Source organism: Pandoraea bronchicola (assembly GCF_902459805.1).
In the GTDB taxonomy this organism is placed as follows: domain Bacteria; phylum Pseudomonadota; class Gammaproteobacteria; order Burkholderiales; family Burkholderiaceae; genus Pandoraea; species Pandoraea bronchicola.
This window is the reverse complement of the sequence record NZ_CABPST010000001.1, coordinates 91182-105721: the sequence shown is the minus strand read 5'-3', so window position 1 is coordinate 105721 and position 14540 is coordinate 91182. Positions and strand designations below refer to the sequence as shown.

11 protein-coding genes are annotated in these 14540 nt (G+C 62.8%); 7 read left to right on the top strand and 4 right to left on the bottom strand.

The genetic code is table 11. The features are described from left to right. Positions 1-30 precede the first annotated feature (30 nt). Positions 31-972: a LysR family transcriptional regulator gene (locus PBR20603_RS00465; protein ID WP_150557604.1), complete on the bottom strand. Its 942-nt coding sequence runs from the start codon at positions 970-972 to the stop codon at positions 31-33. Positions 973-1081: 109 nt separating this feature from the next. Here PBR20603_RS00465 and PBR20603_RS00460 point away from each other — a divergent pair, with 109 nt between their 5' ends. The 7 genes from PBR20603_RS00460 (at position 1082) to PBR20603_RS00430 (ending at position 10388) form a co-directional block, all read left to right on the top strand. Then, positions 1082-2593 carry a CoA-acylating methylmalonate-semialdehyde dehydrogenase gene (locus tag PBR20603_RS00460; protein WP_150557603.1) on the top strand — a complete coding sequence of 504 codons (1512 nt, stop codon included), beginning with the start codon at positions 1082-1084 and terminating at the stop codon, positions 2591-2593. Between the two features lie 580 nt (positions 2594-3173). After that, complete coding sequence (locus tag PBR20603_RS00455; RefSeq protein ID WP_150557602.1) at positions 3174-4034, top strand: MurR/RpiR family transcriptional regulator; 861 nt, start codon at positions 3174-3176, stop codon at positions 4032-4034. A gap of 48 nt (positions 4035-4082) precedes the next feature. Beyond that, positions 4083-5345 (top strand): diaminopropionate ammonia-lyase, encoded by a 1263-nt coding sequence (locus PBR20603_RS00450; protein WP_150557601.1) that lies wholly within the window; start codon positions 4083-4085, stop codon positions 5343-5345. A 15-nt stretch (positions 5346-5360) separates the two neighbouring features. After that, positions 5361-6626: a Zn-dependent hydrolase gene (locus tag PBR20603_RS00445; protein ID WP_150557600.1), complete on the top strand. Its 1266-nt coding sequence runs from the start codon at positions 5361-5363 to the stop codon at positions 6624-6626. A gap of 88 nt (positions 6627-6714) precedes the next feature. After that, positions 6715-7653 (top strand): N-carbamoyl-D-amino-acid hydrolase, encoded by a 939-nt coding sequence (locus PBR20603_RS00440; RefSeq protein ID WP_150557599.1) that lies wholly within the window; start codon positions 6715-6717, stop codon positions 7651-7653. A gap of 213 nt (positions 7654-7866) precedes the next feature. After that, the gene (locus tag PBR20603_RS00435; protein ID WP_150557598.1) at positions 7867-9219 is read left to right on the top strand and encodes an MFS transporter; all 1353 of its coding nucleotides are present in this window, start codon (positions 7867-7869) and stop codon (positions 9217-9219) included. Between the two features lie 20 nt (positions 9220-9239). Next, positions 9240-10388 carry a YgeY family selenium metabolism-linked hydrolase gene (locus tag PBR20603_RS00430; RefSeq protein ID WP_150557597.1) on the top strand — a complete coding sequence of 383 codons (1149 nt, stop codon included), beginning with the start codon at positions 9240-9242 and terminating at the stop codon, positions 10386-10388. Positions 10389-10635: 247 nt separating this feature from the next. Here PBR20603_RS00430 and PBR20603_RS00425 read toward each other — a convergent pair whose 3' ends face one another. From PBR20603_RS00425 to bktB, 3 genes are all read right to left on the bottom strand, one after another. Then, positions 10636-12282 carry a fatty acid--CoA ligase gene (locus tag PBR20603_RS00425; protein WP_150558259.1) on the bottom strand — a complete coding sequence of 549 codons (1647 nt, stop codon included), beginning with the start codon at positions 12280-12282 and terminating at the stop codon, positions 10636-10638. Positions 12283-12434: 152 nt separating this feature from the next. Further along, positions 12435-13286 (bottom strand): 3-hydroxybutyryl-CoA dehydrogenase, encoded by an 852-nt coding sequence (locus PBR20603_RS00420; protein ID WP_150558258.1) that lies wholly within the window; start codon positions 13284-13286, stop codon positions 12435-12437. 40 nt (positions 13287-13326) lie between these two features. Then, positions 13327-14514 carry a beta-ketothiolase BktB gene (bktB, locus tag PBR20603_RS00415; RefSeq protein WP_150557596.1) on the bottom strand — a complete coding sequence of 396 codons (1188 nt, stop codon included), beginning with the start codon at positions 14512-14514 and terminating at the stop codon, positions 13327-13329. Between the last annotated feature and the right edge of the window lie 26 nt (positions 14515-14540).

Genomic DNA, 14540 nt, shown 5'->3' with positions numbered 1-14540 from the left:
CTTGCCCTGGCATTGCTGAGGCGCGACCGCCTAACAGGGAAATCCATCGGTAAACGCGCTGCGAAGGTAGTCGACGAACAGCTTGACGGCCCGTGGCACTTGGGACGCATACGGGCGCACCACGTAGATTCGCTCGGCGAATGCGCCGACAGGACGCCATTCGGGCAATAACACGATCAGCTTGCCGGCGCGAACAGCGGCCTGCGCCGTGAAGTCGGGCAGCAGTGCGACGCCCAGATCGTCCAGTGCGGCATCGCGCAGTGCTTCGCTGTTGTTTGCCGCCACCGGGCCGTTGATACCTATCGTTACCGGTCCTGCGGTCGACTTTCGGCTCGCGTTCTGTTCAAACGACCAGGTGCTGGCGGATTGCGCACGCGGATAGGAGAGGCAATCGTGCGCCGTCAGGTCCCAGGGCGATGCAGGTGTACCGCGCCGCTTCAAATAGGCGCGTGTGGCGACGATAAGCGAGCGCGTATCGCATAGCTTCCATGCCACATGGGTCTCGGGGGCGTTCGTGCTATGCCGGATGGCGAGGTCGAAGCCTTCGGTGGCAATCGAACTCAGTCTGTCGGACAAGTCGAGTTGCACGCGAACTTCCGGGTGCTCGCGCAGGAATCGGGACAGTCTCGGGATGACTTGCTGCCGCCCGAACGCCACCGGCACCGTGACGCGAATCAACCCTCTCGCCACGCCGGCCTGATCCCGCACATTCGAAAAGCTGGTCGCGATGTGTTCGTACTGGCCGCGTGTGTCGTCGACGAGCTGTTGTCCCGCCTCCGTAAAACGAACACTGCGCGTAGTGCGCTGCACAAGCGACACGCCCGCAGCACGCTCCAACTCGGCAATGCGCTGGCTCATCGCCGCCTTGCTCACGCCCAGGCGAGCCGCGGCCGCCGTGAAGCTGCCCTGTTCGGCAAGCACGGTGAGCCAGTGGAGATGCGTCCAGAGGCCTTCAATTTTTTCCGGATCCATGAGTCGATTGTTCGCCTGTATAAACAATTAATTCAATGATAGCGCCTATGCGTTAGTCCCGCCGGTTCATACACTGCTGGCATCGTTCATCAATTCACGAGGAGTCGAAATGCAAGCGTTCAACGATACCGCCGACGTGGTTCACTACATCCAGGGCCAACGCGTGAAGGGGAACGGCGAGCGGACTCAGCCGATCTTCAATCCGGCGACTGGCGCGAGCGCGCGTCAATTGGTGCTGGGTGGCGTGTCCGACGTCGATGCGGCCGTGGCAAGTGCGAAGGCTGCATTCCCGGCATGGAGCAACACGCCTGCCATTCGCCGCGCGCGCGTCATGCTGAAGTTCCTCGAGTTGATGAACAAGCATCGCGACGAACTCGCCGCGATCATCACCGCCGAACACGGCAAGGTGTTTTCGGACGCGCAGGGCGAAGTGTCCCGCGGTATCGACGTGATCGAGTTCGCCTGTGGCATTCCGCAACTGCTCAAGGGGGATTACACCGAACAGGTGTCGACGGGCATCGACAACTGGACGACGCGTCAGGCCCTCGGCGTGGTTGCCGGCATCACGCCGTTCAACTTCCCGTGCATGGTGCCGTGCTGGATGTTCCCGGTGGCCATTGCCGCAGGGAACGCTTTCATCCTGAAACCGAGCGAGCGCGATCCGTCGTCATCGCTGTTCATGGCCGACCTGCTCAAGGAAGCGGGCTTGCCGGACGGCATTTTCAATGTTGTACAGGGCGACAAGGTCGTGGTCGATGCGCTGCTCACGCATGCGGATGTCAAGGCGATCAGCTTCGTCGGTTCGACCCCGATTGCGAATTACATCTACGAGACCGGCGCCAAGCATGGCAAGCGCGTGCAGGCGCTGGGCGGTGCGAAGAACCATATGGTCGTGATGCCCGACGCCGATCTCGATCAGGCGATCGATGCGCTGGTCGGTGCGGGCTACGGTTCGGCGGGCGAGCGCTGCATGGCCATTTCGGTGGCGGTGCTCGTTGGCGACGTTGCCGACAAGATCATGGATCGACTGGCAGAGCGCGCCCGTACACTGGTCATCAAGAATGGCATGGAGCCGGACGCCGAGATGGGGCCGATCGTCACCAAGCAATCGCTCGAGCGTATCGAGAGCTACATTGCGCTGGGCGTGGAAGAGGGCGCCAAGCTGGTGGTCGACGGACGCGGCCTGAAGGTGCCGGGGCATGAAGCGGGTTTCTTTACCGGCGGCACGTTGTTCGACCATGTCACGCCGGAAATGCGGATCTACAAGGAAGAGATCTTTGGCCCGGTGCTCGCTTGCGTGCGCGTGAAGGACTTCACCGAAGCGGTCGACCTGATCAATGCGCACGAGTTCGGTAATGGCGTGGCGTGCTACACGCGAGACGGTCACGTTGCGCGTGAATTCGGTCGCCGCATCGAAGTGGGTATGGTCGGCATCAATGTGCCGATTCCGGTGCCGATGGCATGGCACGGCTTCGGTGGCTGGAAGCGCAGCTTGTTCGGTGATATGCACGCCTATGGTGAAGAAGGCGTGCGTTTCTACACCAAGCAGAAGTCGATCATGCAGCGCTGGCCGGAAAGCACGGAGAAGGGGGCAGAGTTTGCGATGCCGACGGCAAAGTAAATCGTCAGTATTGCCGTTGGTGGAAGGTTCGGGCGGTGCAAACGGGTTATCCGGTTGCACCGCTCAGTCGTATCCAGACGTCGTTGTCAAGCGGAAGCAGCGTTGCGCACGCACGTCTGCGCGATTGAGGTTACGTACCGCCGGCAAGCGCGCTTCGCCGAAGTCGTGAGGTCAAAGGAAATGGCTGCGAGCGAGCGCGGAACGAGCGATGGTGAATTAGCTGAAAGCGACAGAAGCAATTCTCTACGTTGAAGAGATGCCAGGCGGGCGCCGATGATCGGTAGCCCTGAAACTGTCCCAATGCCCGCCAGCCGGCGGGCATTTTCGTTTTCGGACGGTCCTCCCCGTGATCGCCCATTCTCACTTCCGACCTGATTCCAACCCGCCTTGGACGGTCGCCGTCGAAAACACTATTTTTTTCTCTTTGACACTTTATTTTCGTTTACATAGTTTACTGAAAAATAAGTTCCAAAAATGATGGCTGCTGAAACGAGCGATGCAAAAGACGCGGTCAGTGGCAGCATGCTGGAACCTGCAACTTTGCGCCCGCCGGCAACGGACGGCGCGATTGGAAAACACCATGAACGGCACGCTTCAAGACCGGATTCTGCAACTACAAGATGATTTCACGCCCAGCGAGAAGCGCCTGGCTGACGTGACGCTGGCGCACTTGCCGCAGTTGGCGTCGTATTCCGCCAGCGAGCTGGCGGAGATGGCCAAGGTATCGAAGGCATCGGCCGCACGTTTCTTCAAACGCCTTGGCTACGAGACCTTCAACGACCTGCGCACCCGCATGCGCGACGACGCGGACCATGGCTCGCCACTCTTCGCCCTGGCGGGCATCACGGCGCCCGAGGCAACGGCTGACGCCCCGGAAGGCGCGCTCGGCGCGCATTTGGCGACTGATCTGCAGAACCTGGCGCACACCTTCGAGCGCATCGACGCGGCCGACCTGGAGCGCGCCGTGGAAATCGGCGCGGGTGCCCGGCGCGTCTTCATCGCGGGTTTTCGCAATGGCCGGGTGCTTGCCCAATACATGTGGGCATTGCTCACTCAGGTGCGCGATGGCGTGCTGCTCGTGCCCGGCGCGGGCCTGAATCTGGCGGAAGACCTGGCTGACATGTGCGCCGACGACATGCTCGTCGTGATGGACTTTCGTCGCCGCGTGACGCTGCTGCGCCCCATGGTCGAGCACGCTAACCGAGTGGGCGCGCGCGTCGTGATCCTGACCGATCCGACGGCGACCGAACTGCCGGCGCGCAGCGACATCGTGCTGCGCTGTGTAAATCGCACGACGGGCATGTTCGATTCGTATGCCGCTGCCATCAGCCTGATCAACCACCTTTGCACACGTCTGGGCATCGCCCTGGGGGACACGGCGCGCGAGCGTCTTGCCCGCATCGAACGTCTGCATGACGACTACGGCGACTTGCGCCGCTAGCCGGTAATCCCATACCGACACATCCATCCAGAGAACCGAGGAGCTTGTATGACCCACCCCCTTCCCAATCTGCGACTGCAGCGCTTCGTGAACCCGGCCGTCGAGCCCGGTGCCGCTTATGGCGAAGCGCGCCGTGCGATCCTGGGCGGCGACGCGTTTGCCACGGCGATGCGTGAAATCACGCGCTGGCCCGGCTACGCCGAGACGCCGCTCGTGGCGCTCGACGGGGTGGCCCGCGCCGCTGGCCTCGCGCAGATCCGCTATAAGGATGAAGCTGGCCGCTTCGGCCTGGGAAGTTTCAAGGCTCTGGGGGGCGCATACGCGGTGAGCCGCCTGTTGATCCGTGAAATCGAGACGCGTACGGCAGAGAAGGGCGTCACCGTAGCAGACCTGCTCTCGGGCCGCTTTGCCGACCTGACCCGCACGCTGTGCGTGACGTGCGCGACTGACGGCAATCATGGCCGTTCGGTGGCCTGGGGCGCACAGCGTTTCGGCTGCCAATGCGTCATCTATGTTCACGCGACGGTGAGTCAGGGCCGCGTCGACGCCATCGCGCACTATGGCGCCGAGGTCGTGCGCACCGCCGGCAACTATGACGACGCAGTGCGTCAGGCGGCGGAAGACGCCGCTCGTCTGGGGCGTTTCGTGGTGTCGGATACGTCGTATCCCGGCTACATGGATGTGCCCAAGGACGTGATGCAGGGCTACGCCGTGATGGCGGACGAAGCGCTGCGTCAGTTCCGCGACGATGCGGGACAACTGCCGACGCACGTTTTCTTGCAGGGCGGCGTGGGGGGGCTGGCCGCGGCCGTATTGGCGCATTTCTGGGAAACGCTTGAAGTTCGCGGCGAACCGCGTCCGCGCTTTATCGTCGTCGAGCCGGACAAGGCGGCTTGTCTGTACGAGAGCGCTCGCGCCGGCAAGCCGGTGGCCGTCCACGGCGATCTCGACACGGTGATGGCCGGGCTGGCGTGCGGCGAAGTGTCGTTGCTCGCCTGGGAAATCCTGCGTCCGGGCGTGCAGGCTTTCCTGACAATCGATGACGAATCGGCATTGGAGACGATGCGCATTCTCGCGGATGGCCGCTTCGGCGACGCCCCGATGGTGGCGGGCGAGTCCGCCGTGGCGGGGCTTGCGGGGTGCCTCGGCGCGGCAGCCTACGCGCAGGCTCGGGCCGAAATCGGTCTCGACGCTTCGAGCCGCGTGCTGGTCTTCGGCAGCGAAGGCGCAACCGACGCGGTCCTGTTCGAGAAGATCGTCGGCAAACCCGCCGACGCTGTGACAGCCGCCGCCGTCAAGCAGGCCGCCTGAGTACCGGAACTCACCATGAACACGCTATTTGCTGCCGGTTCGCCAGCCACCGCGACGTCGGACTTGCGCATCAATCTGCCGCGTCTGCTTGCCCGCATCGCCGCGCTGGCGGAAGTCGGTGCGATCGACGGTGGCGGTTGCTGCCGCCTGGCACTCACTGACGAAGACGGCGAGGGACGCAAGCTCGTCACCGGCTGGATGCGCGAACTCGGGCTGACGGTGAGTGTGGACGCCATCGGCAACGTCGTCGGCGTGCGCGCCGGTCGCGACGCCGGTCCGGCCGTGATGACCGGGTCGCACATCGACACGGTGCGTACCGGCGGGCGTTACGACGGCAACCTGGGGGTGCTCGCAGGGCTGGAGGTCATCGCCGCACTCAACGACGCGGGCATCGTCACGCGTCGCCCTCTCGCGGTGGGCTTCTTCACGAACGAGGAAGGCGCGCGGTTCTCGCCCGACATGATGGGCAGCCTGGTCTATGTGGGGGGCATGCCGTTGGACGAAGCGCTCGACACGGTGGGGATCGATGGGACGACGGTGGGCGAGAACCTCGCGCGCATCGGCTACGCGGGCTGGCAACCGGTTGGCAAACCCGATGTGCACGCGTTTGTCGAGTTGCACGTCGAACAGGGCCCGGTGCTGGAGCATGAGGGCATCACGATTGGTGCGGTGACAGGCGTGCAAGGCATTCACTGGACCGAATTTACGGTCGAGGGTGTGTCGAACCACGCGGGCACCACGCCAATGCGCATGCGTCACGACGCCGGCCACGCTGCCCATGTGATTGCGTGCTTTGCTCGTGACGTGGCGCGTGAGCTGGGTGGCGCGCAGTTGGCGACTGTCGGTCATGTCACGCTCTCGCCGAACCTCATCAACGTGATACCGAACCGCGCGATCTTTACCGTCGACCTGCGAAACACCGATGCCGATACGCTCGCCGAAGCCGTGCGTCGCGTATTTGCGAAGGCCGATGCGGTGGCCGAAGCGGAGGGCGTGCGCATCACTCATCGCTCGCTGGCGGACTTTGCGCCGGTGCAGTTCGACGAGCGCATCGTCTCGCGTGTCGAGTCGCTGGCTCGAGAGCGGGGACATTCGGTGCGTCGCATGCCGAGCGGCGCCGGGCACGACGCACAGATGCTCGCCCGCGTTTGTCCGGCAGGCATGATTTTCGTGCCGAGCGTGAAGGGGCTCTCGCACAATGTGGCCGAATTCACCCACGACGCCGACATCGGCGCCGGGGCCAACCTGTTGCTCGCCATGATGGCCGAGCTTGCGGCTTAGTTCAGGTAATTGCCTGGCAGTACCCCCTGAGGAGGTGCCCGGAATACCGGGCGCACTGGGATTCGAGATTTATCAAGGAGATAACGCAATGTCCCGTATCGTCAACGTCGCCGCCGCGCAGCTCGGACCGATCCAGCGCGCCGATTCCCGAGCCGACGTGATGGAGCGTCTGCTCGCTCACTTGCACAACGCGCACGCGATGGGCTGCCAGCTTGTCGTCTTCCCCGAACTAGCGCTTACGACGTTCTTCCCGCGCTGGTACATGGAAGACCCCGTCGAGATCGATGCCTTCTACGAGCGCGAGATGCCTGGCCCGCAGACGCAGGCGCTGTTCGACACGGCCAAACGTCTGGGCATCGGCTTCTACCTTGGCTATGCCGAGATCGCGCTCGACGACGCCGGCCGGGCGCATCGCTTTAACACGTCGATCTTGGTCAACACCGACGGCAATATCATCGGCAAGTACCGCAAGGTGCATCTGCCAGGCCATGCCGAGCACGAGCCGTGGCGTGCGTTCCAGCATCTGGAGAAGTATTACTTCGAGCCGGGCGACTCGTTCGGCGTATGGCGTGCCTTTGGCGGCGTGATGGGCATGGCGCTGTGCAACGACCGTCGCTGGTCGGAGACCTACCGCGTCATGGGCCTGCAGGGGGTCGAGATGATTCTGCTCGGCTATAACACGCCCGTGCACAACCCGCCGGCACCGGAGCACGACGACCTGTCGATGTTCCACAACCAGTTGGTGATGCAGGCGGGGGCGTACCAGAATGGTACGTGGGTCGTTGGTGTCGCGAAGGCCGGCGAGGAAGAGGGCTGCGAGATGATCGGTGGAAGCTGCATCATCGCCCCGTCGGGCGAAGTGGTGGCCGCGTGCTCGACCAAGGGCGACGAGCTTGCCATCGCACGCTGCGACCTCGACCTGTGCAACTCGTACAAGAGCACGACCTTCAATTTTGCAAAGCACCGCCGTCCGGAAGCGTATCGCATGATCGTCGAGCGCCGCGGTGCGGTGGCGCCGGAGGCTTGACGCCGCCGGCATGCAAGGTGTGAGACGCGCAGGCGTCTGACAGGAGGCACGCGGCAGGCAACGCGACGCCTCCAGCTTTTCCCAACCCCGTAACAGGCATGCAGGCCGCGAGGCCCGCAGGGGAACGTGTTGCCCGAAGCTTATGCCGAAGCCTTCGTGCGCATCACGCCTGGCCAACAGTTCGTCACGATATTTTTCGCGCTGGAGCCTAAGATGAAAAACGCACCGTCCTCTGCATCCCTTGCGGGCAGCTCGCCCGGGCAACCTATGCATGCCGACCCTCGCGTCCTGAGCGACGCCGCCGACAACGCCTTATACCGCCGTGTGGCATGGCGGCTTGTCCCATTCCTGATGCTCTGCTACGTTGCCGCGTTCCTCGATCGCGTGAACGTCGGCTTCGCGAAGCTACAGATGCTTGATGATCTGGGCTTCTCCGAGACGGTGTATGGCCTTGGCGCAGGCATCTTCTTCATTGGCTACTTCCTGTTCGAAGTGCCCAGCAATGTATTGATGCATCGCATCGGCGCCAAAAAAACGCTGGCGCGAATCATGGTCCTGTGGGGCCTGATCTCCGCCGCCATGGCCTTCACGCAGACGCCAACCCAGTTTTACGTGCTGCGCTTCCTGCTCGGCGCGGCCGAAGCGGGATTTTATCCGGGCATCATCCTGTATCTGACCTACTGGTTCCCGTCAGCGCGGCGCGGCCAGATCATCGCCATCTTCATGACGGCCGTGCCGTTCGCCGGCATTCTCGGCGGTCCGCTCTCGGGCTGGATTATGCAAACGTTCCACATGGGGCATGGCATCGCCGGCTGGCAGTGGATGTTCATCATAGAAGCCGTGCCGTCGCTGGTGCTGGGTATTGCGGTGCTTGCCTACCTGGACGACCGTATTGTCGACGCCCGTTGGCTCAACGATGCCGAGAAGGCGCGTCTGGCCCAAAATGTTGCCGCAGAAACACGTGAGAAGGTCGAGCACGTCTCGCTGTGGAAGCTGTTGCAGGACCGGCGCGTGCTGCATATGGCGCTGATTTGCTATTGCACGGTGTCGAGCCTCTCGGGTCTCGCGTTCTGGATTCCCTCGGTGATCAAGTCGACCGGAGTGAAGTCGCTGCTGGAGATCGGCTTGCTGACCGCCGTGCCCAACGCTTGTGCGGTCGTATCGATGGTGCTGGTGTGCCGTCATTCCGATAAGACGCGCGAGCGCCGCTGGCACATGGTGATTCCGTTTGTCGTGGGCGGTGTCGGGCTTATCCTGTCGACGCTGTTCGGCCATAACCCGCCTGTCGCCGTTGCAATGCTCTCGGTTGCCGCGGCTGGCTGCATGGTCTGCTCGCCGCTCTTCTGGAGCCTGCCGACCGCCTTCCTCGAAGGGCGCAGTGCCGCCGCAGGCATCGCGGGTATCAACGCCTTCGCCGGTCTGGCCGCGTTCGTCAGCCCGTACGCGATCGGCTGGATCAAGGACACCACCGGGTCGACCGACTGGGGCATGTACTTCCTCGCGAGTTTCGCCTTCGTCGGTGCCTTGCTGGTGTTACGTGTGCCGGCACGGCTGGTCAATCGTTAAGCCAGCGGAGCCTGAACGACATGACGATCGATGTCATTACCCTGGCGCAGGAAATGGTGCGCACGCCGAGTCTCTCGGGTGACGAGGGAAGCATGGCGGCGCTGGTCGAGCGGCGCATGCGCGATCTCGGCTATGACGAGATTCATCGCGACGAGAACGGCTCGGTGCTGGGCCTCATCGGCCCGGCGGGCACGGATGTCGCCGTACTGTTCGACGGCCACATGGATGTGGTGCCCGTGGTCGGCACGTGGCGTGTCGAGCCCTTCGGGGGGGAGATTCGCGATGGCCGACTCTACGGACGCGGCAGCACCGACATGAAGGGAGGCCTCGCGGCGGCCGTGTGTGGCGTTGCGCAGGCTGCGGCAACGGGGCGCCTGACGCAACGCGTCGCGGTGTCGGCCAGCGTGATGGAGGAGGTGATCGAAGGCTTTGCGCTGGCGCCGGTTCTTGACCGGTGTTCGCCTGCGGCTGTGATCATCTGCGAACCGTCGAAGCTCCAGATCAAGTCGGGGCAGAAGGGGCGCATGGAAATTCTGCTGACGTTCGAGGGCACGCCTGCGCATGCAGCGTCGCCCGAGTGCGGGGTGAACCCGTTGAATGCGGCTGCGCGTGCCCTGGTCGCCTTGAACGATCTGCAATTGCCCACGCATGCGTCGCTGGGCGACGCGTTGCTGGTTCCGACGGACATCGTCTCGACACCGTACCCATCGATCTCGATGATCCCGACGGCAACGACGATCCGCTTCGACCGGCGCACGTTGCCGGGTGAGACATCGCAGGATGTGCTCTGCGCTATCGAATCGCGACTGCGCGCTGCGGGACTGGAGCGCTTCACGCTCGCGGTGACGGGAGACAAGGTGAGAACGTTCACCGGCTGCTGCGCGCGGCCCTTCCGATGGTTGCCGGCGTGGCAGATTGCAGACGATCATGCGCTGGTGTCGGCCGCGGGGCGCGCGGTCCGGGCGGCGGGCCGAGTCGCCAGCCTTGGCACATGGCGCTTCTGCACCAATGGGTCGGAGTCTGCGGGGCGACGCGGAATTCCGACCATCGGACTGGGGCCCGGCAACGAGGAAGACGCGCACACCATCGATGAATCGATTGCCCTCGATCAACTCGAAGGCGCGCGCGACATCTATCGCGAACTGGTACTCCAGCTGGCGACGCAGTAACGGCGTGACTCGCTTCCCGGCGCTCCCGCCTGCAATGGGGGGCGCCGGGAAGTGTCTCGGCATATCTCGTTTTCGCTCGCGATCGCGTCGACGTTCGCAATGCCGTGATATGAGTCAGCAAAACGGTTACCGTTGCGTGACGTAACCATGACTCGGCGAGCGTGTTTAGCCTCGCTTTCAGGCGGATCAAGAAATGCTCGCCTCGTGAATAGCGCGACCGGCCGGTGTCCCGCCTCGCGGTCGTCGGTCAGACGAACTGTTCGCGCATCGCCTTCTTGTTCAACTTGCCGACACTGGTCCTTTGCAGCGAGTCGACGAACCTGACGATTTGCGGCACCGCGTATTTTGAGATTTCTCCAGTCGCGGCAATCGCGAGCAGGTGCTGCCTGATCGCTTCCTCGTCGACGGGACCCGCGTCCTTCTTCAATACGACCAGTGCGACCGGCCGCTCGCCCCACTTCTCGTCCTTGATGCCGAACACCGCCACCTCGGAGACCGCAGGGTGTCGAGAGATCAGGTTCTCGATTTCCAACGACGACACCCATTCACCGCCTGACTTGATCACGTCCTTCAGTCGATCGGTAATCTGCACGTAGCCAGCCGGGTCGATGCTGGCGATATCCTGGGTATGCAGATACCCGCCCTCCCATAGCTGCTCCGATGCTTCCGGATTGTGAAGGTAACTTTGCGTGAGCCATGGCGCGCGCACCACCACTTCGCCGAAGGCCTTGCCATCGTGCGGCAGGTCTGCCATCGCGTCATCGACAATCCGCAGATCGACCAGAGGAACGGGAAGGCCGGTTTTGCAGCGCAGACGAATCTCCTCGTCCGTATCGAGTGGGCCAAGGTCGGGCTTGATCTGCGCCAGCGTGAGGATCGGGCCGGTTTCCGACATGCCGTAGCCCGTAAAGACATCGATGCCACGCGCGAACGCGGCCCTCGCCAGGCCCTGTGTCAACGCACTTCCGCCAACGATGACTTTCCACCGGCTGAAGTCGACTGTCTTCGCTTCGGGGCAGTTCAGCAGCATGTGCAGGATCGTGCCGACGCAGTGCGAAAAGGTCACGCCCTCGTCACGGATGAGCCCCACGAGCCGGTCGGGCGCATAGCGCCCCGGGTAGATCTGCTTCAGCCCCAAGACCGTTGCGACGTAGGGCATGCCCCACGCATGAACATGGAACATGGGGGTGATCGGCATGTAGACATCGCCACGATGAAGCCGTTGACCGGAGGCCGGACTTGCCAACCCGGCCATCACGCTGATCGTGTGAAGTACCAGTTGCCGATGAGAAAAATGCACCCCCTTGGGCTGCCCCGTGGTTCCGGTCGTGTAAAACGTGGTGGCGCGCGTGTTTTCGTCGAAATCCGGGAACGAATAATGCGTATCGCTCGCCGCGAGCATGCGCTCGTACTCCGTCGTGAACGGAATCGTATGTGTCGTGAGGGCGTCGTCGTCTTCGTCGATGAGAACGAAGGTGTGGACGGATTTCAATTGATCTTTGATCGCATCGATCACCGGCAGGAAATCGGTATGGACCAGAAGCACTTCGGCGCCGGCGTGATTGATCGTGAACGCGATTTCCGCGTTGGACAGTCGGACATTGACCGTCTGCAGCACCGCTCCCATCATCGGGATAGCGAAATAACATTCCAGATAGCGATGGCTATCCCAGTCCATTACGCCGACGGTACTGCCATGCCGGACGCCTAGCTCGGCAAGGGCGTTAGCGAGTCTGGAGATGCGCTCGTTCATCGTCCGGTACGTCATTCGCTGTTGCCCGCGGTAAACAATCTCCTGCTCCGGGGCGTGAGCCAGCGGTGTATGCAAAAGCTGCTTGATCAGCAAGGGATAGGCGTATGCCGAGGGGGTGCCGTTCGTCAATTCGTCCTGCATCATTGTCTCCTGAATCTGATGTTGGTTTTATCCCGTCTCGTCCCAGCCTGCCAAGCCAGTGACGGTGATGATCGATTCGCGCCTGGCCGCCCGTCTGGCAAGGGCGTCAGACCTGCCATCGAAAGGGCATCCTCCTGATGCCCTTTCGATATTCAGTCGTAAAGATAGACACCCTGACCTGTTTTCCGCCCGAGCCGTCCCGCCGCGACGAACTCGCGCAGCAGCGGCGCCGGCCGATACTTCGGGTCTCCGAAGTCGTTCAGAAACACTTCCATGACGGACAGGCAGACGTCGAGTCCGACCAGATCCGCGAGCGCGAGCGGGCCGATCGGCTGATTCGCGCCAAGCTTCATTCCCGTGTCGATCTCCTCGGCGCTCGCAATACCTTCGGCAAGCACGAAGAAGGCCTCGTTGATCATCGGCACCAGGATACGGTTCACCACGAACCCGGGGGAATTCCTGACGACAATCGACGTCTTTCCGAGACGCTTTGTCAACTCGCTAATCGCGTGCGCGGTGGCGTCGCTCGTCTGCAGCCCGCGAATGATCTCGACGAGCGGCATCAGCGGCGCCGGGTTAAAGAAGTGCATGCCGATGAAACGCGAAGCGTCGCTCAGACTCGCCGCCAACGCCGTGACCGAGATGGACGAGGTATTCGTCGCAATGATGGCGCCGGGACGCGCCACCGATTCGATCTGCCCCAGAATCCGGTGCTTGAGGGTGACATTTTCCGTTGCGGCTTCGATGACGAGATCGGCAGCCGACAGTTGCTGATAATCCGTCGAGAACCTGACCCGCGCGAGCGCAGCGTCCCGTGCTTCCGAGTCGAGTTTGTCTTTCGCGACAAGCCGATCGAGATTGCTTTCCAGCCGTGCCAGCCCGTTCGTCAGGGCTGACTCGGCGACATCGATCACGATGACATTCCATCCGGCGGTAGCGGCGGTCTGCGCGATGCCAATACCCATCGTACCCGCGCCGACAATTCCTATCGTGCCAATTTCCATCATTGCCCTCAGTGGCTGGGGTTGCGGTTTCGTGCGCAACTTATTGAAGATTCTCAAAGATTGCGGCGATACCCTGGCCTCCGCCAATACACATCGTGACGAGTGCATAGCGTCCGCTCACGCGCCTGAGTTCATGCAGTGCCTTGACAGTAATCAGTGCGCCTGTCGCACCGATCGGATGGCCCAGTGAGATACCCGAGCCGTTCGGATTCACTTTCGCCGGGTCGAACCCAAGCTCCTGTGCCACTGCGCAGGCCTGTGCAGCAAAGGCCTCGTTGGCTTCGATCACGTCGAGATCGCCCACGGTGAGTCCCGCACGCTCAAGCGCGATGCGCGTCGCAGGTACGGGGCCGATGCCCATATAGAGCGGGTCGACGCCGGCATGCGCGTAGGACACCAGACGCGCCAGCGGCTTCAGACCTCGCACCTCCGCCGTCTTGCGCTCCATCAACAGGACGGCCGCAGCGGCGTCGTTGATGCCGGAGGCGTTGCCAGCCGTCACCGTTCCGTTTTCCTTCTGGAATATCGGACGCAGCTCTGCCAGCTCGGTCTGTTCGACATCCTGGCGCACGTGTTCATCGGTATCGAATACGACTTCCTTGCCTCGCACGCGTCGAGTCACGGGAACAATCTGCTCCTTGAAGCGGCCCTCGGCGATGGCATGCGAGGCGCGGCGGTGCGATTCGATCGCGAGGGCATCCTGCTGCTCTCGCGTGATGCTGTACTTGCGCGCGACGTTCTCCGCGGTGACTCCCATATGCACCCGTTGGAACGGATCGTGCAACGCGCCCAACATCATGTCGATCAGTTGCACGTTGCCCATGCGAGCGCCGAAGCGCGTGTCGGGCGTAATGTATGGCGCACGGCTCATGTTCTCGGCGCCGCCACCGATTGCGATGTCGGCGTCACCCAGCAGAATGGACTGCGCAGCGCAGACGACGGCTTGCAGCCCGGACCCGCAGAGGCGGTTGACATTGAAGGCAGGCGTCGCTTCCGAGATGCCACCGTCGAGTGCCGCGACGCGCGCCAGATACAGGTCCCTCGGCTCAGTGGCGATAACGTTGCCGAACACGACGTGGCCGACGTCGGCGCCCGCCACGTTCGATCGCGCGAGTACCTCGCGCACCACGATCGCACCCAGTTCGGTCGGTGGGGTGTCTTTCAGACTACCGCCGAACTTACCGATAGCCGTGCGAACGCCACCGACGACAACGACTTCTCTTTGCATTTCTTGTGTCTCCCAATGGACACCGG